Raw genomic sequence first — 20,414 nt, 5'->3', positions numbered from 1 at the left:
CCTAATTTTATATCTTTAAGATCAAAGCTCCCAAAGGTGGCAAGTTAAGACTGATAGAATGAGGACAATTCATCCAGGGCGTAGACTCTGACACCACAGCACCATTACCCATATTACTGCCATCATAATATTCGGAATCAGAATTAAAAATCTCAGTGTAAGTACCGGCTTCAGGTACACCAAGCCGATAATTCTCTCTTGGAACCGGCGTAAAGTTAAGCACAATGACCAACTCTTCAAATTTGTTTTTGCGACGATAACTAATAATGGACTGCTCAACATCATGACAATCAATCCATTCAAAACCATGATGATCAAAATCATGCGCAAATAAAGCCGGATGTGTTTTATAGAGATGATTAAGATCTTTAACTAAAGTTTGCACACCCTTGTGATGTGGGTAATCCAAAACGTACCAGTCTAATTCTTTATTGGCGTTCCACTCCGTACCTTGACCGAACTCACAACCCATAAACAACAGTTTTTTACCTGGATAGGTATACATAAAAGTATATAACAGTCGTAAATTAGCGAATTTTTGCCACGCATCGCCCGGCATTTTACTAATTAACGAACCTTTCCCATGAACGACCTCATCATGCGAGAAAGGTAGCGCGAAGTTTTCAGTAAAAGCATAGAGCATTCCGAAAGTCAGCTGGTCATGATGGTACTTGCGATGTATCGGTTCCTCGCTCATATAGGAAAGAACATCATGCATCCATCCCATATTCCACTTCATCGAAAAGCCTAAACCACCAGTCCATGTTGGCCGGGTTACTTGAGGCCAAGAGGTGGATTCTTCAGCCATCATGACTGTTCCAGGATGCAGATCATGAGTGACGGTATTGAGTTCTTTAAAAAATTCAATGGCCTCCAAATTCTCGTTGCCGCCATACATGTTGGGAATCCAGTCATTTTCTTCGCGTGAGTAATCGAGATAAAGCATGGAAGCCACCGCATCAACTCTTAAGCCGTCCAGATGAAACTCTTTCAACCAAAAAACTGCACTGGCGAGTAAAAAGTTTTTAACCTCGTTACGGCCGTAGTTATAGATTAACGTACCCCAGTCACGGTGCTCGCCTTTACGCGGATCTTCATGCTCATAGAGAGCACTGCCATCAAAACGGGCCAGTGCAAAAGCATCTTTGGGGAAATGGGCAGGAACCCAATCCAGAATAATACCTATGTCATTTTGGTGACAGGTATCGACAAAATGGCGAAAATCATCAGGGGTGCCATGACGACTGGTCGGCGCAAAATAGCCAGTGGTTTGATAACCCCATGAACCATCAAAAGGGTGCTCGGTAACAGGCAACAGTTCAATATGGGTAAAGCCCATCTGTTTGACATAACTGACCAGCTCAACTGCCAACTCCCGATAAGAAAGAAAATTGCCCTGATTATCCCGTCGCCATGAACCCAGATGAACTTCATAGATAGCCATAGGTTCGTGTAGCCAATCGTGTTTTGCACGCCGCGATACCCATTCCTTGTCCTGCCAAGTATAGCTGTTTTCTTCGACAACAATAGACGAGGTATTTGGGCGAAACTCAAACTGCTGTCCATAAGGATCTGTTTTTAATAGGATTTCATTAGTATTACGATTTAAAATTTCAAACTTATACAAGCAACCAGTCTTTAGACCAGGAATAAATAACTCCCATAATCCGCTACCACCAAGACTACGCATAGGATTGCAACGACCATCCCAGCGATTAAAGTCGCCAACCGCACTGACCCGACCCGCATTGGGAGCCCACAGCGTAAACAACACACCATCGACACCATCGACACTGTGCAGGTGTCCACCCATTTTTTTGTAAATATGCCAATGTTTACCTTCGCCATACAAATGTATGTCAAATTCCGGTAATTGGGGACCAAAATCGTATGGATCGTAATTCTCGTGGGTGTAACCGTTTTTATCTATCCAGGTTAACTGATAGTGTTTCGGCAGCTCATCTTCTTTAGCGTAATATTCAAAAAAATCAGTACCTGCTATCCTGTTAAGTGCCGGACCATTATTACTGAAGCAAACTGTTTCTGCGTAGGGCAGATATACTTTAATCTGGACTTGATTATTCTTTGGATGGCGGCCTAAAACTGAAAAAGGATCATGATGCCTTGCTTCGCTAATTTTTAGTGAATCAGGATCAAGAATATTCTCTTCTTCTTTTGCTACTATGGCATTTACAGGTTCAGAAATTGAAACAGGAACTTTCACTTTTTCCTTTGTTTTTACACTTTTTGTGGAAGTAGAATCAGGTATTTTCAATATTGGTTTTTTTTCAATAATAGTTGCGGATTCAGAGTCATACTTGTTCGCTTTCAGTTTTTCTGAGATTGCTTTTTTAGCATCAGAGTCTAGAGTGTTATTAGAACGCTTTTTCACTTTGAATGGCCTCGGTGTAGTAGTAGAATGAATGCTAGTAGTAAAATTAATGTTAGGCGAATCTTACCAAAATAACAAACAGTTGTAATATCTATATCAACATGGAGATAAAAATGTCAGCGTCCAGCAATAAAAAGCATGATCATAATGTCGGTCATTTAACCCGTAATACAATTGCATTAATATTAGCTGGTGGCCGAGGCTCGCGGTTGATGAACATGACAGATTGGCGTGCCAAGCCCGCTGTTCCATTTGGTGGTAAGTTTCGCATTATTGATTTTCCGTTATCTAATTGCGTTAACTCCGGCATACGTAAAATCGGTATTTTAACGCAATACAAATCAGATTCTCTTATTCGCCATATTCAACAAGGATGGGGATTTTTACGCGGTGAATTTGGCGAATATGTTGATTTAATGCCTGCACAACAAAGACACAATGAAAATTCCTGGTATCAAGGAACTGCTGATGCTGTTTTTCAAAATATCGATATTCTCCGTAGTCGTAATCCGGAACATATTCTTGTATTAGCCGGCGATCACATTTACAAAATGGATTATGGCGCAATGCTGGCGGATCATATTGAGAAAAATGCCGACTTAACCATAGGTTGTTTTGAAGTGTCGTTAGAAGAAGCATCCGCCTTTGGCGTGATGGATGTTGATAGTAATCGACGCGTCAAAGCTTTCGTAGAAAAACCTGAAAATCCACCCGTTATGCCAGGCAGAACCGATACTGCTTTAGCCTCTATGGGTATCTATATTTTTAATGCTAGTTTTCTTTTTGAACAATTGCTTAAAGATGCCGATACTAAAGACTCTACACATGATTTCGGCAAAGATATTATTCCTGCCGTTATTGATAAATACCTGGTCAATGCCTATCCTTTTTTAGATTTACAAAGCGGCGAGCAAAGTTACTGGCGTGATGTAGGTACTATAGATGCTTACTGGGCTGCGAACATGGAATTAATTGGTGTCAATCCCGGCTTGAATTTATATGACACCACTTGGCCAATATGGACTAACCAAGAACAAACGCCGCCAGCAAAATTTGTTTTTGATGATGATGAACGACGCGGACAAGCTGTTGATTCTATGGTTTCAGGAGGCTGTGTAATTTCTGGCGCTAAAATAAGACATTCATTATTATTCTCCAATGTCCGTGTTAATTCATTTACGTCGGTACAAGACTCTATCGTCCTGCCTCAAGTCAATATAGCCCGCCATTGCCGCATCACCAAAGCGATTATAGAAAAAGGTTGTGAAGTTCCCGAAGGCACTATCATTGGTGAAAACCGGGCGGACGACGAAAAAAGATTTTTTGTCAGTCCTGGTGGCGTCGTATTGGTAACTCCTGATATGCTGGGACAAAAATTGCACTATGTTCGATAAATAGTCTTTACAGGATGGATGCAGGAAGAACGTAGCCATGGATGGCAAAAGCAAAGAAGCACATCTGAAAAAGTGCTTCAGCGTCACTTAAAAGCAGACACGTTAAGTGATGCATGGAGCAATTACCGGGTGCCAAACTCATCAAGAAAAAAACATAAACCACGAAAATCTATCTGTACTTAAAGCATAAATTTAATTACCCTCTTCCGTATGACTGTCATTGGCGAGAATAGAAAAATATGCCCAACAAAAAAAAATTGAAACTGGTCTTGTGCTGGCACATGCACCAACCGGAGTATAGGGATTTACAATCAGGGGAATTCAAGTTGCCGTGGACGTACCTTCATGTAATTAAAGATTATGTTGATATGGTTGCTCACTTGGAAGCCGTTCCTGAAGCTAAAGCAGTCGTTAATTTTGCACCTATTTTACTGGAACAAATTGAAGAATATACCAATCAGGTCAATGGTTATCTACATCATGGCCATGCAATTACAGATCCTTTACTGGCCGCTTTAATTGCTCCCACTGTTCCTGAAAGTTCTGAAGATCGCTGGAAACTGATTAAAAACTGTCTCCGTGCCAACCGGGACAGGCAAATCAACCGTTATCCAGCCTTCAAAAAATTGGTCGAAATGACTGAGTGGCTTGAACAACATGATGACTCATTGCGCTATATCAATAGCCAGTTTATTAATGATCTACTGGTTTGGTATCATCTGGCATGGATAGGGGAAACCGTAAAATTAACCGATGACAGGGTAAAACGCTTAATAGAAAAATGTTCGGATTATAACCTGGATGACCGGGTTGAAATGATCCGAATTATAGGTGGGCTTCTGGAAAATGTACTTAAAAGATATAAGGTATTAGCTGAACAAGGACAAATCGAGCTTTCAGTAACGCCTTATGCGCATCCCATTATGCCACTGTTACTGGACTTGCAGACAACACATGAAGCAATGCCTGATGCACTTTTACCTGAACGGGATGGTTATCCAGGCGGAGAAGAACGTGTTAAATGGCATCTTGAAAAAGGCGTACAGACCTTTACGCGTTTTTTTGGCACTAAACCAAAAGGCTGTTGGCCATCAGAAGGTAGTATCAGTAAACAAACACTGAAAGTACTGAGTGATTTTGGCTTTGGTTGGGCAGCAAGTGGCGGTACGGTTCTACAAAATAGTTTGCATCTATCTGACCATAAGGAACTAACCGGAATACACCATCCATTTAAACTAAAAGATACCAAAATAACCTGCTTTTTCCGGGATGACGGGCTATCGGATCTAATAGGTTTTGAATATTCAACATGGCACGCCGACGATGCTGTTGGTGATTTCATTCAACATCTAGAAAATATCGCAACTCATGAACCGGGGGATAAAGTCGTTTCAATCATCATGGATGGCGAAAATGCCTGGGAATATTTCCCTGATAACGGTTATCACTTCCTGAGTGCCTTATATAATCGGTTAGCCAGTCATCCAACCATTGAATTAAGTACTTTTTCTGATTGCTTAAAAAATAAAACCACCGTCAAACCCTTAACTGGATTAGTTGCAGGTAGCTGGGTTTACGGGACTTTTTCAACCTGGATAGGCTCTCCAGACAAAAATCGCGGCTGGGAAATGCTGACTGACGTAAAAGTTGCCTTTGATAATGCCATGTCTGTCAACCACTTAAGCAATCAACAAATTCAGCAGGCTCAAATTCAGCTTGCTGTTTGTGAAGGTTCAGACTGGTTTTGGTGGTTTGGTGACGATAATCCTGGCGAAGCAGTTAGCAGTTTCGAGAAACAATTTCGGCTTAATTTAACCAATCTGTATCGATTATTAGGCGAAAACCCTCCCACTTATCTGGCACTGCCATTCACGCACGGCGCTGGCAATCCCGCGATGGGCGGAGCAATGCGGCCAAGCTCTGAACATTAACTAGAGATACCTAATCGTGAATAACCTTCTAAATAAACGTCGGGCAGGTGTTCTGCTGCATATTACCTCGCTGCCAGGCACTGATAGACAAGGTAATATGGGTCAAGAAGCCTATAATTTTGTCAATTTCCTGCATGATTCAGGTGTTAGTGTATGGCAAACTTTGCCCTTGGGTATGACCCATGCAGATGGCTCGCCTTATCAATGCCTCTCTGCTCACGCAGGTAATCCAATATTAATTGATATTCTTGGGTTGGTTAAACTGGGTTGGTTACCCTTGTCAGAGCAGTGTGACGAATGCCAGGGAACCTCCGCGTTTAATAAAAGCTGTTTAGTCGCAAAAGCTTTTAAAGGTTTTTTAGAAAGCGCAAATCAAAAAGACAAGGATGATTTTGCCGATTTTTGCCAGAAAAAAGCCTATTGGCTTGATGATTTTGCTTTATTTATAGCACTTAGAATTGTCTTTAATCAACAATGCTGGAATCAATGGCCTGAACCTTTCAAGGAAAGAGAGCTGGTTGCCCTTAATGAAGCACGCCAACGGCTAGCGGACAGTATTGAAAATATTAAATTTGAACAATATGTCTTTTTCCGGCAATGGATGGAATTAAAAACCTATGCCAACGAGAAAGATGTATTGTTGTTTGGCGACATTCCTATTTTTGTATCTTATGACAGCTCTGATGTCTGGTCTCACCGTGAGGTTTTCAAACTTGACGAGTCAGGTGAAATGATGGTTGTTGCCGGTGTTCCACCCGATTATTTTTCCGAAACAGGCCAGCGCTGGGGTAATCCGCATTACGATTGGGATTATCTGAACAAAACCGGTTTTGCATGGTGGGTTGAACGAATGCAAACTCAGCTTGAACAATTTGACATTCTTCGTATTGATCATTTTCGTGGTCTCGAAGCGGCTTGGGAAATACCTGCCGATGAACCCACAGCACAAAATGGTCAGTGGGTTAAGGCGCCTGGAAAAGATTTGTTAAATGCGCTGCAAACCTATCTTGGCACCATTCCCTTAGTAGCTGAAGACTTGGGGATTATTACCGATGAAGTCGATGAATTAAGAGACGGCTTTGGGCTACCCGGCATGAAAATCTTACAATTTGCTTTTGGTAGCGGTCCTGACAACCCCTATTTACCCGGTAATCATGAAAGAAACTGTGTTGTTTATACAGGTACTCATGACAACGATACCTCGGTAGGTTGGTCGCAAAGTATCAGTGAACATGAAAGAAATTACGTTTACGAATATCTGGGCAACCCGTCAATGCCAGTGCATTGCGCGATTATACAAGCGGCATTGGGATCAGTTGCTAACCTTGCTGTTATCCCCATGCAGGATATTCTTGAACTGGGTTCCGAGGCTCGAATGAACACTCCCGGCACTACCGTAGGTAACTGGAAATGGCGTTTTCAATGGGATCAATTATCCCATGACCAGGCTACGCGATTTGGTCATCTGGTAGCACTATTTAATCGAAATTAATCTTAAAAGCAGGTTCAAGGTGAAAAAAACCCCTTTCACCTCGAACTTTTTACCTGGTTTATTTAATCATCATCACGAACGACTTCTTTTGTTATCGGCAACAAAGGAATATTGTAATTCGCTATAATTGCTTTGATCTTATCTGCTTTAGCGGCAATCAGCTTATCAAGAACGGCCTTTCTTGCCTTATCACCATTACGAACGCCCATCGCCATGGCAAAATCAAACTTTATTGCCGGCGTTGATTTCATCGGAATCATTGCATAACTATTTTTGGGGCTTTGTGCCGTAACGTATCCTGCCATTGGTCCCCACAAAATAACCATATCAATTTTTTTGGCTTTAAGATCCTTTTCTATCTGCATAGCGGTATTGTTTTCGCTATCCCCGGACATTGACTGATAAGAGATACCTTGATCAAGCAGCCCATTTTTTTGTAACCAGGCCGTACCCGGACCGCGATCAAACATCGCAATTTTCAAAGCTTCCTGTCTTTGCAAAGGCAATTGTGTTAATTGAGCAGCGTCTTTAATATCATCCCAGCCACGTCCTTTCGCAATCAACAGCACATAAGTTGATTTGTAGTAAGGCACGGTCGTTAAGGTCAAATCATAACCGGCTGGCACACCCATAACAACGTCACATTTAAACTCATCACTATCTACCGCCAACTCACTTACCGATGCTGTTAACGTATTACGAATAAAACCAAGGCGTTGTGCAAACCAGGTGTACTCAACTTTTTGCCCCAATTCTTTGGCAAATAGTTCGGCAATTTTATTTTCAAAACCGTCTTTGTTTTTAGTTGAATAAGGAGGATTTAGTGGATCAGCACAGACTTTAAATGCTTCATCTGCCGAAGCCGGCAATATAATTGCCGCTAAAAACAGACCGGCGAATATTTTTGTAAAACTCATTTTGTTTCCTTTTGGAAGGGTAAAGACTTGATATATCGTATCTACATTAATTATGTCAGTTTATTCAAAAAATACACTTTCCATACATTTTTTGTACCTAATATTTTCAGCTAATCAAAATATTCAGGGATGACCCGCCAGTATGCTGTCTTTAAATAAAAGCAGCTTACTCTCGTATAATCATAAACTCATTAATCACTGGTTTCCAGTCACGTAATGGCATGGATTGTTTTTGGCAGCCTCTACGTTACTTTTAGGTTATGCCGTATAAACAAAAAGCCTTACGATATTTAAGTATCAAAGCTAATAACGCTTTTGTAATAGCTAGTGTATTATATAGACTTTTTAACGTATTTTTTAAAGACGTCAGATTGGTCAGCGGTGCTTTTTTTGCCTTGATTTAGGCTCAATTTTAACTTGGGCAGTGCCGTCCTTTTTCATATCGAGCTTTTTAGCAGCAGCACTGGACAGGTCAATGACACGATCTTGGGCAAATGGTCCACGATCATTAATCCTGACCTCGACTTTTTTACCATTTTCAAGATTGGTTACTTTAGCCTTGGTTCCCATCGGTAAACTTGGATGAGCGGCCGTCATGTCTTTCTGGTCAAAGATCTCACCATTGGCAGTCTCCTGACCTTGTAATCCAGGTCCGTACCAAGATGCCTCTCCGACCTCCTTGTGAACTGGTTTGCTAATAACGCTACCTGACTCTTGTGATATTTTTTTACCTTGTCCACGCAACTGCTCACCTGAGTCTTTTGATGTACAACCAGAAATAACCAGGATGCCAAGCACCGTTATTCGAGTGGTGGATAAAAGCCGTTTTTTAAAGGACGACCAGAAAACAGTCATCATTCTTGCTGATTCCAACCAGTAAAAAACGGCTACTATTAATGCACTTTTAAAGCTTGGTGTCATCTGTTTCATAAATATCATGGAACTCCGATTACCGGGGATCGTAAGATACACTGAACATAAATAACTTAATGTCACGTGTTTCTTGCCGGTTATGCTTTCCTCCTTTACTCTTACATAATAAGCAAAATTAAAATAACTGTCTGTTCTCCGTCGTACACATAACCATGCACCAACAAGTTTACCCCCTTAGCGACTGGTGAATATTTACATAAAGAACAACATCAAAATTTGTACTATTCCAGTAATTGGTAGTTATTCTCATTGAATGCCAAGCCACTATCGTAATGTGCATCGTGAACTAATTTCCAATCTGTTCGTTACCGCACCGACCAAGTTCGGTCTTGTGTGTAAAATCTTTAGCCAGTGGTCGGAAACAGGTTCCGCACCTCACTCATGACCAAATGGGCCATGACTAACTTATCAGGAGATTCTCATGAACAAAGATCAAATAAAAGGCCGTATCGAAGAAGCCAAAGGTAAAGTCAAAGAAGCTACCGGCGTTATTCTGGATGACGAGGATATGGAAGCAGAAGGAAATATCCAAAAAAATATCGGCAAGGTTCAGTCAGGACTTAGTGATCTGAAAGAAGACACTAAAGAGTCGATTAAAAAAGCCATCGATAAAATTTAAAATCAGCGGCTAAGTCCAGATGAGCGCAAGTTAATTTGCGGCATCGCAACAAGAAAATAATTGCAATCCATTTTTTTACAGGAAGAAAATATGAAAATCAATAATATAAAACTTACCCATTTGGCAGCAACTATCATTCTAACATTTTCCTCATTTGGCGCTTATGCCACAGAAAGTCAAGACCAGACACTTGTCAATAAAGATCAAGTCAATGGCAGGGTTGAGGAAGCAAAAGGCACTGTTAAAGAAATCACTGGCCAGATGCTGAACGACAAAAGTATGGAAGTAGAAGGCAATATTCAAAAAAATATTGGTAAGGTTCAGTCAGAATATGGTGATATCAAGCAAGATATCAAGAACGAAACCAAGAAAAACAAATAAAAAAGTAACGTTGATTGTGCAGTAAACAACTCTACAATCCAGCGCAGAATCAAAATGAAAAATTCTTGAATAACTATTAAGGGACATATAATGAAAAATATTAATTTATTCGCTGGCAGTATCCTGGCCTTGGCTTCATTTGGTGCTTATGCCGAAGAGAGCCACATCACCGAAGCACTAAAACATGCGGAAGCGGCGGTTAGCGCCGCCGATGGCAAGACCATCGCCGAACATGCAGAAGTTGCAAAAACTCATGCCAAGGTCGCTGATGAACATCTTGATGCCGGTATCAAGAGCCTAAATGACGCTATTAATCACGGTAAAATGAAACATCATGACTTAGCCAAGAAATCGGCTGAAGAGGCGGTAACGCACCTGAAAGCTGCGAAATAAAAAATCGACGACTTTGGTAACGAAAGGAACAGCAAGTAAGTAATCCACCGTTTTTTTCGTTACTGACCACTAATTTATTATAACTACCTCATAGTGTCGTCAATTGACGGCCTCTTACGGAGAAAAAAAATGCTTGAATCTCTAGCTATTGTCCTAATCATCCTTTGGGTATTGGGTTTAGTGTCCGCCTACACATTGGGCGGATTCATTCATATTCTATTGGTTATCGCCGTCATCGTAATATTATTACGTATTATTAATGGGCGAAGAGTTTTATAACAGTACTGAAATATATTTATACAAACCGTATTAGAATATTCATTAAAGTGCAAAAACGTTTTTAGGAGTCTTAATTAAATCACCTAGAACCTTTGTGAAAACAGATCAATCCAACCGAAAATATCATTAATGATAGGGGAAACGATATGAACGTAGTCAAGATTTTGGCAGTTTTGCTAATCATAGCCGGCCTGTCTGGATTGGTATATGGTCGTTTTAGCTATACCAAAGAAACCCAGGAAGCCAAGATAGGCCCATTGGAACTATCGGTTAATGAAACACAGACCGTTTATATTCCTGTCTGGGCTGGTGTAGGAGCAATAGTTGCAGGTGCAGGGATATTGCTTTTTGCAAGTAAGAAGCGTTAGAACTCTATCAGTGCTTCTCCCATCCAGATTAAAATAGCCAGGGATTTTTTTATTGGAAAAATTACCTCCTCATCAACAAACATAATAAAGTGAGCGCCATTGTTCAGACAATAGCTTATCAATATTAAAAATGGATTGATTCCGTTACAGCAAACAGGTGTTTTCCCGTTTGGCTTGTAAGTGCTTTTTATTACTACTCAAGCTGCGAAATTTCTGGTATAAAACCTGACGGGTTTCAAGATCAAGCTTCATTTATTACCGGATTATTTTTGCCATGGCATGCACCCTGCTGGTTGTTGACAATCTTTCAGATTGGAACCCTTATTATCCTAGTGACCAGGTTATGACCTTTGAAACCTATCTCGCTACCGAGCAAGGTGAATCGGAACAACGGGTTCGCGTGATTAATCTTTGCAGTAGCTATAGTTATCTCTCCGATGGTTATTACTGCTCATTGCTCGCAGAAGCGCGCGGTCATCACGTAATTCCTTCTGTTAAAGTAATTAACGACCTAGGTAAACAAGCACTCTATCAACTTCAGCTTGAAGATCTGTCATCAACTTTAGCGCGTGCCTTTAAAAGCCGTGAAACCCTGAATAATGAAATTACCTTGTTAAGTTATTTTGGCACGACTGCTGATCCGGCTTTTCAAGAACTGACCAGACTACTGTTTGAACGTTTTTCCTGTCCGGTTTTGGAGATAACACTACGATTTAGTCAGCAGTGGGAAATAATTGGCTTAAAGCCAATTTCCCACCGTACTCTGGATGATCCACAGCAAACTGTTTTTGCTGAAGCACTGGATAAATTCAGTAAAAAAGTCTGGCGCAAAAGCCGGGCGCGTAAGACTACACGTTATGACCTTGCCATGCTCATTGACTCGGAAGAACAGTTACCACCGAGTAATCGGGGGGCACTTAAAAAGTTTATCAAGATTGGTCGGGAACTAGGTATTGAAGTTGAATTAATATCCCAGCAAGATTATGCCCGCTTACCTGAATTTGACGGCTTGTTTATCCGCGAAACTACCGGTATTGATCATCATACTTACCGCTTCTCAAAAAAAGCCGAGGCCGAAGGTTTGATCGTCATTGACGACCCGACATCAATGCTGCGGTGCGCCAATAAAGTGTATCTTGCTGATTTATTCAGGACTCATCATGTGCCCAGCCCAAAAACCTGGCTACTACACAAGGGCAATGCCGTGCATCTGGATAGAGTGGAAAGTGAAGCAGGCTTTCCAATGGTGATCAAAATTCCGGATGGTTCATTTTCCAGAGGCATTGTTAAGGTCAATAACCGGCAGGAACTTAATAGTAAAGTTGACGAGTTATTTCAAAAGTCTGCCCTGCTGTTGGCTCAAGAATTTCTTTATACTGAATTTGACTGGCGCATCGGTATTTTTAATAATCGTGCTTTGTATGCCTGCCGTTACTATATGGTTAAAAACCACTGGCAGATCTACCGCCACCACGAAAGCCGGACCGATAGCGGCAGCTTTGAAACCTTGCCGACCTTTGAGGTACCCAAAGCCGTACTTGAAGCGGCTTTAAAAGCGACTCTACCAATAGGGAACGGTTTATACGGCGTTGATGTCAAGGAAAAAAACGGCAAAGGCTATGTCATAGAGGTTAATGATAACCCGAATATAGACAGCGGCATTGAAGACAAGTATCTGGGTGACGAACTTTATCGGCTGATCATGGCCGAATTTTTACGGCGCATGGAAAACCGTAGCAAAGGCGTATGAATAAAATCATAATCCGCAAAAAATACGAACCTTAAAAGCGGACGCTTTCAGATAATAACTAATAAATAGTCCGATAACCCTAACCTTGGCCGACAAAACTACTTTAATATTTCCGGTAAAAAAAACTCGCTGACCAGCATTTGCTGATGGGCAATGGCATAAACCGTTCGCCTGCCCCATATCGGTTGCTTGATATCGACTTCAGTAAGTGCTGACTGCGTCCATGTAGACGGGTTAATCAAGGTAATATCCATCGCAATACGCTCCAGTTTGGGGTAAGAAAAAATGATCTCACCTAACGGGCGACTGCCCAGTTTGGATAAATTACTTTTAGCCGTTTTGACGGTGCTTGCCGGAATGATGGTTCTTGCCAAAATCAGCGGCTTGCCGTTGACATGAAGTAACACCTCGCGGATCAGGCTGTACTGATGTTCAGGCAATTTGAGTAAACGGCGCTCACTCAAAAAAGGCGTTTGCCAACGTTGAAGCAATACTTTGACGGCAACCCCGGCACCATAATAATTACGTAACCGTTGGGTTAAGGAGCCTGACTCATAGGTCCATGATTGAATATTTTCAGGGATTTTATGGCGTAAACCCTGGCAATTTTCCTGCCATGACGGTTCGCGGTTAAATAACAAGCTTTTAGTAGTCAAACTGAACTAAACCTCGGCATAATCTGTGGATGTACCCAGCCAACGATCACACAAAGGTTGTATGGCTTGGGGCGCTTCGGTAAAAATTTGCTCACCGGTCTGTTGAATAGCATCCAGCAAATCGGCGTCTCTGGCCAAATCGGCAATTTTAAAATTTATGGCACCGGTTTGCCGTGTACCCATCACCTCGCCAGGCCCTCGTAATTGCAGGTCTTTTTCGGCAATAACAAACCCGTCATTACTGTCTCTTAAAATACTCAAGCGCTGACGGGCAGTATCTGACAATGGAGCTTGATACATCAATAAACAGTAACTATCGTCCTCCCCTCGCCCGACCCGTCCGCGTAATTGATGCAGTTGTGAAAGCCCCAGGCGTTCAGGATTTTCAATAATCATCAAACCCGCATTGGGTACATCGACACCCACTTCAATAACTGTGGTGGCAACCAGCAAGTCAATTTCATGTTTCTTAAAGGCCTGCATAATGGCATCTTTATCGGCGCTTTTCATACGTCCGTGAATCAAGGCAACACGCACATCGGGTAAAGCCAGGGTTAACAGTTCGGTGGTTTTTTCAGCGGCTTCGCACTCCAACACTTCTGATTCTTCTATTAATGTACACACCCAATATACCTGCCGTTTTTTACTGACCCAACTGTTAATCCGTTCAATTACTTCGACGCGGCGTTCAGCAGGAATTACACTGGTAACAATGGGTTTTCTACCGGGGGGCAGCTCATCAATAATGGATATATCCAAATCAGAATATTGCAACATGGTCAGAGTACGAGGAATCGGGGTAGCAGTCATTACTAATTGATGTGGCCTGATATTGCCCTGCTGGCCTTTTTCTCTCAGCGCCAACCGTTGATGAACCCCGAAACGGTGTTGTTCATCAATAATAACCAAACCCAGCCGATGAAAATTAACAGTTTCCTGAAATAACGCATGCGTACCAATAATAATGCCGGCAGAACCATCCTCCAAGGCTTGTAAAAGCTCTTTACGGGCATTGCCTTTAACTTGACCGGTCAAAAATACGACTTTGGTCTGAAAATTTTCAAACCAGATACTAAAATTGCGTTTATGCTGTTCTGCCAATAATTCTGTCGGTGCCATGATCGCCACTTGATAACCCGCCATTAAGGCCAGCAACGCCGCATAAGCAGAAACAATAGTTTTACCTGAGCCGACATCGCCCTGAACCAGTCGCATCATGGGATGTTGCAGTCGGAAATCGGCTTCAATTTCTGCGATAACACGTTGCTGTGCACCGGTTAATTTAAAAGGCAGCGAGTTTAAGAACTGTTCGGTGATAGTTTTATCAGTAGAATCTTCAAATATCGGCGCTTGCCAGGCTTTGGTTTTATTTCGGGTGACTCGTAAACTCAGATGATGCGCCAGCAATTCTTCAAAGGCCAAACGTTTAAGCGCAGGAACACTGCCATTTTGTAATGCCTCAATAGAAACTGATTCATCAGGGGCGTGTAAAATTTGTATTGCTTCTGCCAAAGACGGATAGTGGTAATTTTTTAAAATCGCTGCAGGAATCCAGTCAATTAACAATTGCGGTTCATTAACGCAAAGACTTAAGGCATTTTTTACCGCTTTTCTTAAGGTATTTTGGCCAAGTCCCTCTGTTAATGGATACACAGGGGTTAAACAGGCTTCCCTAACCTCAGTATCCGGATTTAAAATAATATGATAATCAGGATGCACCATTTCCAGTCCGCCAAAGCCGTGGCGTACTTCAGCAAAACAACTGATTAATGTCCCCGGTTTTAAGCTATTGTGCTGGTTGGCACTGAAATGAAAAAATTTTAAAGAGATAAAACCGGTGTCATCACTAATTCGACAAATCAGACTTTTGCGACCTCTGGGTAAAATATCAATAAATTCAACCCGACCACAAATAAGTGCGGTCATGCCCGCCCGCAAAGAGCCGATAGGATAAATCCGGGTTCGATCTTCATAGCGCAGCGGTAGATGAAAAATAAGATCCTGAATAACACGGATACCGAGTTTTTCCAGACGACTTACCGTTTGAGAGCCTATCCCTGTTAACTTACCGACCGACTGGTAAAGAACATTCACGTGGTAATCACAGGAAAAGTTGAATCAGCATTCTTGTAACGCAAAATGGAACGGATTGTCACGCATAAATCTGAGTAAACTTGCCTCATTGGAAAGTTAATTTGCAAAAGCTAAGATGCAGGATATTCCTGGGGCTTTAAAAACATAATGGCATCCATTTCCACGGCGGCATTTTTAGGTAAAGCGGCAACGCCAATAACTGCTCGTGCAGGGTAAGGCTCATCGAAATAATGCCCCATAATTTCATTAACTAACGGGAAGTGCGACAAATCTGTTAAAAATACATTTAATTTAACAATATCAGAAAAATCTCCACCAGCGGCTTCTGCAACCGCTTTTAAATTGTCGAATACCTGGGTGATTTGAGCGGTAATATCGCCATCAATAATCGTCATGGTTTCAGGCACTAAAGGAATTTGTCCGGAAAGATAAACAATGTGATCGACTTTAACTGCCTGTGAATAAGTGCCGATTGCTTTAGGCGCTTTATTAGTATGAATTATTTCTTTGGTCATTTTTTATCCTGATAAGTTATTTTGCCAGAGGGCGAAGTCTTAACTACGGTTATCTATAAGACATTATATCGATTATTGCTACGGGATAGAAATACAAGAAGAAAGATTCAAGACGAAAGGTACAGGACGCAGGATTTTAGAAAATCTGAATACTACTTTTACCCTTCAATAATAGCGTTACAAGACACCCTGTTCAAGCGATAAGCCATGAAAATCAACCAAAAGACAATATATCCATAGTCCATTACCAAGCTTTCATTTTTTTAACTTTATCATACAGATCTACTTAATATCAGCTATTAGGTTAAAATTGTTAATTATCAACATAATTTATAATCTAAAAAGCTCAGGGATACGAATTACAGCAATGGTAAAAAAATGAACTTATGCTCATGATAATCTTGATCAAAACGATACAATCCAAATTAATGGTATCTTTGCTGGTATTTTTATTTTCCGGCTTCAATTGTTTTGCAGAAGAAGCAATGATGCCAATACCTATAGACACCAGCATTAGCCTGGATCAGGCAACAGCAAAAATCATGAAGAATGATGACAACATCAGGATACTCGGTGCTGAAACAGAAATAATTGATGATAAAGAGGTACATATTATTAAATTTTTAACACTGGATGGCCGTATCCAACATTACAAAATAGACGCTAAAACCGGCGAAATAATTAATTAAAGCGTAAACACTATTGGAGCAACCATGCGTATTCTTATCGTTGAAGATGAAGTGACACTCTGTGACCAAATTCATCAGTATCTGGCTGATAAAGGTTTTGCTGTTGACACGGCAAATACCGGTAGCGATGGCTACTACATGGGTAAGGAGTACCCCATAGATGCGGCTATTATTGATATTGGTCTTCCCGACTTTTCAGGTATCGAACTCATTAAACGCTTACGTAAAGATAAAGTCAGTGTGCCTATTTTAATTTTGACGGCCAGAAGTCGTTGGCAGGAAAAAGTAGAAGGTCTTGAAGCCGGAGCAGATGATTATTTGGTTAAACCATTTCAATACGAAGAGTTACTTGCGCGAATTAACGCCTTAATTAGACGTTCAGCCGGACAGGCACATCCGGTATTAACCCATGATAATATTGAACTGGATACCATAGCCCAGGAAGTTTCAGTGTCCGGGATAAAACTGGATTTAACCGCTTACGAATACAAAGTACTGGAATATTTAATGCTTCGTCAGGGCGAATTAATTTCAAAATCGGTATTAACAGCGCATATCTACGATGAAGACTTTGATCGTGACAGCAATGTTATCGAAGTTTTTATCGGTCGTTTGAGAAAGAAACTCGATCCTGACGGTACTCGTAAACCTATTGAAACCTTGAGGGGACGTGGTTACCGGATTTCTTCCGAGCTCTCGTAATGAAAGTATCACCATCCTTCCCTTTAACTTATATTAAAAGGCTTTAAATGCAGGCTAATTCGTTAAGTTTTCGCTTACTCATCGCTGAAGGTTTGGTACTTGCCGCTTTCTTTGCTCTGGTTGCGGTTGTTCTTGAGGAGGGCTTTCGTGAAAGTGCCGAACAGGCGCTACAAGAACGCTTACAGGTGCAAGTATACTCACTTTTATCAGCCGCCAAACTGAATAATGCGGGTGAATTAATCATGCCTGCCAGCTTGCACGAACCACGTTTTACAAACCCGGGTTCAGGCCTTTACGGATTTATTCAGCAAGCTAAAAAACTGGTTTGGCGGTCACCTTCAGCAATCGGACTGGAGGTAATTGATCCACCTGAGCTAAGTGCAGGCAACTCGGCATTTGTGCTTGATAAGCGAGGTCGTTATGTCCTGCATTATGATGTACTTTGGCAAAATGTAACGGGAATAGAACGGGAATATATCTTTACTGTGGCAGAGGATGCCCGCTTTGTCAGTGGTCAGGTAAAACAGCTTCAACAAACCTTAAGATTCTGGTTACTGATTATCGGGCTGGTTTTGGTTTTTATTCAATTTGCGGTATTACGCTGGAGTTTAAAACCCTTACGTAGCATCGTAAAAGATCTTGAAGCCATAGAGCAGGGAGAAAAAACTCTTTTAGACGGTCACTATCCAACTGAACTGCAAGGCCTGGCCGGTAACCTTAATGCTTTTATAACCCATGAGCGTGCACATTTGGAACGTTATCGTCATAACCTGGCCGATTTGGCGCATAGCTTAAAAACACCACTTGCCATTTTACGCGGCTGTGTCGAATCTTTTAATGACAATAAGGAAACGGTACAGGAACAAATTTCCAGAATGAACCAAATTGTTGAATATCAATTACAGAAGGCGGCCGCCAAAGGTGGCCATAAAGCGATCAAGACTATTGATGCCATTATTATTATTAATAAAATTAAAGCCTCACTCAACAAGGTTTACATCGATAAAGCTATTAATTTTGAGTTACTTATTCCTGAACGATGCCCGATTTATTGTGAAGAAGGTGATATGTATGAAATAGTCGGAAATTTGCTGGATAACGCCTGTAAATGGTGTAACCACTCCGTCAAGGTCAGTATCTCCTTAAATCAACGTAAAAGTAGACGTAATTTTTCATTACTGCTGCAAATTGAGGATGATGGTCCGGGAATTCCTGTAGGGAAGTTTAATGAAATTTTAAAAAGAGGTATTCGTGCCGATGAAAATATTCATGGGCATGGCATTGGTATGACCGTCGTTTATGAATTAATAGGTTTGCTGGGCGGCAAATTAGAAGGCGGTAAAAGCGAGTTACTGGGCGGCATGAGATGGAGTGTTTATTTACCGTGATGCCTTACGTTTTAATGTCTGGAAGCACTAAAATGAATCATCTTGCCTTCCCTGTCGCCTACTTCCCATTATCATATAATGCGTATTAAACTTAGTTATATCAGTGTCATTTTACTTTGGGCGACAACACCACTGGCTATCAAATGGAGCGGCGAAGGCCCCGGCTTTCTGTTTGGCGTCACCGCACGCATGGCAATTGGCACAGTGTGCGTATTAATTGTCTTGGCACTCATGCGCCAACGCATGGCCTGGCATCGTAAAGCATGGCTAACATATATTGCTGTAGCTTTGCAAATTTACGGATCAATGCTACCGGTTTACTGGGCTGCACAATTTATTCCTTCCGGCTGGATTTCGGTGATATTTGGCATTACACCACTCATGACGGCTTTATTGGCGGCGATATTTTTAGGCGAACGTAGTCTTACCTTGGGCAAGTTATTGGCTTATGGCTTGGGTATCAGTGGCTTGGTTATTATGTTTGGTTCGGCACTGCAACTGGGGGATGAAGCCGTACTAGGTATAGGTGCCGTAATGATCTCGGTATTTTTACAATCGGCCAGTTCAGTTTGGATAAAACGTATTGCGGCAAAATTACCGGCTTTATCGCAAGTCACCGGTGGCTTGTTATTAGCACTGCCGGCTTACTTGCTTACTTGGGCTATAGTTGATGGCCATTGGCCTGCATTATTAACGACTACCAGTCTGGCGGCCATTATTTATCTGGGGGTCATCGCTACGACATTAGGCTTCGTCCTTTATTACTATTTACTGACGCATCTAGCTGCTACGCGAGTTGCCTTAATCTCGCTGGTTTCGCCTCTACTTGCGCTGCTGTTGGGACATAATATTAACAATGAACCACTGACCATGAAAGTGATAACCGGTACGTTATTAATACTCTCTGCATTGATTATGCATATATTTTTTGATCGTTTGACCGCTGTAAAGCCAAGAGTTAAATGATCAGTCGATACTTAAAAAGGCATAGAAAAACTGTTAGATAAAAAATAATCGAAATTTAATTAAAATGTTTTTGCCCTACTTACATTTTTAGTGCTACTATTTGGCCGTAGTTAAAGTTTGAGTCGGCTTCTTCCTGAAGCTGGAATTTGTAAAGCCAATATTGTGGCGTTTTTTAAGTTAAGAGTGTGATATGTCAGAGCAAGTTGTAGGTACCGTTAAGTGGTTCAATGATGAAAAAGGTTTTGGATTTATTGAACAAGAAGGTGGCAAAGATGTTTTTGTTCATCACAGTGCAATTAACGGCGCCGGCCGCAAAACCTTGCGCGAAGGCCAGAAAGTTACTATGGAAGTGACTCAAGGTCAAAAAGGACCGCAAGCTGAGAATGTAACGCCCGCGTAACAAACTCAAAACCGGGCCCAAAAGTCGCTTGATTTTTGGGTTCGGCTCCTTAAAGAAAATAGTTAGCTTTAGTTTGTTATTCAATGCAGTAATTGCTTTGCAAAAAAGCACCCACTATTATTGATAGGAATAATCAAAGCGTTATCTTATAACGA

General features: G+C 41.4%; 20 protein-coding genes. 14 read left to right on the top strand and 6 right to left on the bottom strand.

Going from position 1 to position 20,414, the window contains the following annotated elements:
* Positions 1-7: 7 nt before the first annotated feature.
* Positions 8-2,185: a 1,4-alpha-glucan branching protein GlgB gene (gene glgB, locus N7974_RS13325; protein ID WP_262966106.1), complete on the bottom strand. Its 2,178-nt coding sequence runs from the start codon at positions 2,183-2,185 to the stop codon at positions 8-10.
* A 320-nt stretch (positions 2,186-2,505) separates the two neighbouring features.
* Here glgB and glgC point away from each other — a divergent pair, with 320 nt between their 5' ends.
* The 3 genes from glgC (at position 2,506) to malQ (ending at position 7,209) form a co-directional block, all read left to right on the top strand.
* Positions 2,506-3,786 carry a glucose-1-phosphate adenylyltransferase gene (gene glgC / locus N7974_RS13320; protein ID WP_262966089.1) on the top strand — a complete coding sequence of 427 codons (1,281 nt, stop codon included), beginning with the start codon at positions 2,506-2,508 and terminating at the stop codon, positions 3,784-3,786.
* Positions 3,787-4,025: 239 nt separating this feature from the next.
* The gene (locus N7974_RS13315; RefSeq protein ID WP_262966088.1) at positions 4,026-5,717 is read left to right on the top strand and encodes a glycoside hydrolase family 57 protein; all 1,692 of its coding nucleotides are present in this window, start codon (positions 4,026-4,028) and stop codon (positions 5,715-5,717) included.
* A 16-nt stretch (positions 5,718-5,733) separates the two neighbouring features.
* Positions 5,734-7,209 (top strand): 4-alpha-glucanotransferase, encoded by a 1,476-nt coding sequence (malQ, locus tag N7974_RS13310; protein WP_262966087.1) that lies wholly within the window; start codon positions 5,734-5,736, stop codon positions 7,207-7,209.
* 62 nt (positions 7,210-7,271) lie between these two features.
* Here malQ and N7974_RS13305 read toward each other — a convergent pair whose 3' ends face one another.
* Both N7974_RS13305 and N7974_RS20685 read right to left on the bottom strand, forming a co-directional pair.
* On the bottom strand, positions 7,272-8,126 hold the full coding sequence (locus N7974_RS13305) for a quinoprotein dehydrogenase-associated putative ABC transporter substrate-binding protein (RefSeq protein WP_262966086.1): 855 nt from the start codon (positions 8,124-8,126) through the stop codon (positions 7,272-7,274).
* A gap of 375 nt (positions 8,127-8,501) precedes the next feature.
* Complete coding sequence (locus tag N7974_RS20685) at positions 8,502-9,056, bottom strand: septal ring lytic transglycosylase RlpA family protein (RefSeq protein ID WP_317451609.1); 555 nt, start codon at positions 9,054-9,056, stop codon at positions 8,502-8,504.
* 424 nt (positions 9,057-9,480) lie between these two features.
* On the opposite strand from N7974_RS20685, the gene N7974_RS13295 reads away from it, so the two are divergent.
* The 6 genes from N7974_RS13295 to N7974_RS13270 all read left to right on the top strand — a co-directional run bounded on the left by N7974_RS13295 (position 9,481) and on the right by N7974_RS13270 (position 12,849).
* Entirely contained in the window at positions 9,481-9,678 is a 198-nt protein-coding gene (locus N7974_RS13295; protein WP_243218009.1) for a CsbD family protein, read from the top strand.
* A 90-nt stretch (positions 9,679-9,768) separates the two neighbouring features.
* Entirely contained in the window at positions 9,769-10,059 is a 291-nt protein-coding gene (locus tag N7974_RS13290) for a CsbD family protein (RefSeq protein ID WP_262966085.1), read from the top strand.
* A gap of 90 nt (positions 10,060-10,149) precedes the next feature.
* The gene (gene smbP / locus N7974_RS13285) at positions 10,150-10,452 is read left to right on the top strand and encodes a small metal-binding protein SmbP (protein ID WP_262966084.1); all 303 of its coding nucleotides are present in this window, start codon (positions 10,150-10,152) and stop codon (positions 10,450-10,452) included.
* Between the two features lie 129 nt (positions 10,453-10,581).
* Positions 10,582-10,731 carry a lmo0937 family membrane protein gene (locus N7974_RS13280; RefSeq protein WP_243218012.1) on the top strand — a complete coding sequence of 50 codons (150 nt, stop codon included), beginning with the start codon at positions 10,582-10,584 and terminating at the stop codon, positions 10,729-10,731.
* 146 nt (positions 10,732-10,877) lie between these two features.
* A complete protein-coding gene (locus N7974_RS13275) occupies positions 10,878-11,099 on the top strand; it encodes a hypothetical protein (RefSeq protein WP_243218013.1) in 222 nt (73 codons plus the stop codon).
* Between the two features lie 274 nt (positions 11,100-11,373).
* The gene (locus N7974_RS13270; protein WP_262966083.1) at positions 11,374-12,849 is read left to right on the top strand and encodes a RimK family protein; all 1,476 of its coding nucleotides are present in this window, start codon (positions 11,374-11,376) and stop codon (positions 12,847-12,849) included.
* A gap of 98 nt (positions 12,850-12,947) precedes the next feature.
* Here N7974_RS13270 and N7974_RS13265 read toward each other — a convergent pair whose 3' ends face one another.
* From N7974_RS13265 to N7974_RS13255, 3 genes are all read right to left on the bottom strand, one after another.
* Positions 12,948-13,505, bottom strand: a complete 558-nt coding sequence (locus tag N7974_RS13265; RefSeq protein ID WP_262966082.1) for a chorismate--pyruvate lyase family protein — start codon at positions 13,503-13,505, stop codon at positions 12,948-12,950.
* Positions 13,506-13,511: 6 nt separating this feature from the next.
* Positions 13,512-15,599, bottom strand: a complete 2,088-nt coding sequence (gene recG, locus N7974_RS13260; protein WP_262966081.1) for an ATP-dependent DNA helicase RecG — start codon at positions 15,597-15,599, stop codon at positions 13,512-13,514.
* 110 nt (positions 15,600-15,709) lie between these two features.
* On the bottom strand, positions 15,710-16,114 hold the full coding sequence (locus N7974_RS13255; RefSeq protein ID WP_262966080.1) for a RidA family protein: 405 nt from the start codon (positions 16,112-16,114) through the stop codon (positions 15,710-15,712).
* A 392-nt stretch (positions 16,115-16,506) separates the two neighbouring features.
* Between N7974_RS13255 and N7974_RS13250 the strand changes: the two genes are divergently transcribed.
* The 5 genes from N7974_RS13250 (at position 16,507) to N7974_RS13230 (ending at position 20,259) form a co-directional block, all read left to right on the top strand.
* Positions 16,507-16,803 (top strand): PepSY domain-containing protein, encoded by a 297-nt coding sequence (locus N7974_RS13250; RefSeq protein ID WP_262966079.1) that lies wholly within the window; start codon positions 16,507-16,509, stop codon positions 16,801-16,803.
* A 24-nt stretch (positions 16,804-16,827) separates the two neighbouring features.
* On the top strand, positions 16,828-17,505 hold the full coding sequence (locus N7974_RS13245; protein WP_262966078.1) for a response regulator transcription factor: 678 nt from the start codon (positions 16,828-16,830) through the stop codon (positions 17,503-17,505).
* Between the two features lie 47 nt (positions 17,506-17,552).
* Positions 17,553-18,893: an ATP-binding protein gene (locus N7974_RS13240; RefSeq protein ID WP_262966077.1), complete on the top strand. Its 1,341-nt coding sequence runs from the start codon at positions 17,553-17,555 to the stop codon at positions 18,891-18,893.
* 78 nt (positions 18,894-18,971) lie between these two features.
* Positions 18,972-19,859: a DMT family transporter gene (locus N7974_RS13235; protein WP_262966076.1), complete on the top strand. Its 888-nt coding sequence runs from the start codon at positions 18,972-18,974 to the stop codon at positions 19,857-19,859.
* Positions 19,860-20,049: 190 nt separating this feature from the next.
* Positions 20,050-20,259, top strand: a complete 210-nt coding sequence (locus N7974_RS13230; RefSeq protein ID WP_006893693.1) for a cold-shock protein — start codon at positions 20,050-20,052, stop codon at positions 20,257-20,259.
* Positions 20,260-20,414: the final 155 nt, after the last annotated feature.

Origin of the sequence: Methylobacter psychrophilus (genome assembly GCF_025583945.1) — a bacterium.
Lineage (GTDB): Bacteria > Pseudomonadota > Gammaproteobacteria > Methylococcales > Methylomonadaceae > Methylobacter_C > Methylobacter_C psychrophilus.
This window is presented reverse-complemented; position numbering and strand designations above follow the sequence as displayed.

Bases quoted from the DNA above. Each gene is read 5' to 3' on its own strand.
- glgC (WP_262966089.1), top strand. From the start codon at position 2,506: ATGTCAGCGTCCAGCAATAAAAAGCATGATCATAATGTCGGTCATTTA.
- N7974_RS13315 (WP_262966088.1), top strand. From the start codon at position 4,026: ATGCCCAACAAAAAAAAATTGAAACTGGTCTTGTGCTGGCACATGCAC.
- N7974_RS13305 (WP_262966086.1), bottom strand. From the start codon at position 8,126: ATGAGTTTTACAAAAATATTCGCCGGTCTGTTTTTAGCGGCAATTATA.
- N7974_RS20685 (WP_317451609.1), bottom strand. From the start codon at position 9,056: ATGAAACAGATGACACCAAGCTTTAAAAGTGCATTAATAGTAGCCGTT.
- N7974_RS13295 (WP_243218009.1), top strand. From the start codon at position 9,481: ATGAACAAAGATCAAATAAAAGGCCGTATCGAAGAAGCCAAAGGTAAA.
- N7974_RS13290 (WP_262966085.1), top strand. From the start codon at position 9,769: ATGAAAATCAATAATATAAAACTTACCCATTTGGCAGCAACTATCATT.
- smbP (WP_262966084.1), top strand. From the start codon at position 10,150: ATGAAAAATATTAATTTATTCGCTGGCAGTATCCTGGCCTTGGCTTCA.
- N7974_RS13280 (WP_243218012.1), top strand. From the start codon at position 10,582: ATGCTTGAATCTCTAGCTATTGTCCTAATCATCCTTTGGGTATTGGGT.
- N7974_RS13275 (WP_243218013.1), top strand. From the start codon at position 10,878: ATGAACGTAGTCAAGATTTTGGCAGTTTTGCTAATCATAGCCGGCCTG.
- N7974_RS13270 (WP_262966083.1), top strand. From the start codon at position 11,374: ATGGCATGCACCCTGCTGGTTGTTGACAATCTTTCAGATTGGAACCCT.
- N7974_RS13255 (WP_262966080.1), bottom strand. From the start codon at position 16,114: ATGACCAAAGAAATAATTCATACTAATAAAGCGCCTAAAGCAATCGGC.
- N7974_RS13250 (WP_262966079.1), top strand. From the start codon at position 16,507: ATGATAATCTTGATCAAAACGATACAATCCAAATTAATGGTATCTTTG.
- N7974_RS13245 (WP_262966078.1), top strand. From the start codon at position 16,828: ATGCGTATTCTTATCGTTGAAGATGAAGTGACACTCTGTGACCAAATT.
- N7974_RS13240 (WP_262966077.1), top strand. From the start codon at position 17,553: ATGCAGGCTAATTCGTTAAGTTTTCGCTTACTCATCGCTGAAGGTTTG.
- N7974_RS13235 (WP_262966076.1), top strand. From the start codon at position 18,972: ATGCGTATTAAACTTAGTTATATCAGTGTCATTTTACTTTGGGCGACA.
- N7974_RS13230 (WP_006893693.1), top strand. From the start codon at position 20,050: ATGTCAGAGCAAGTTGTAGGTACCGTTAAGTGGTTCAATGATGAAAAA.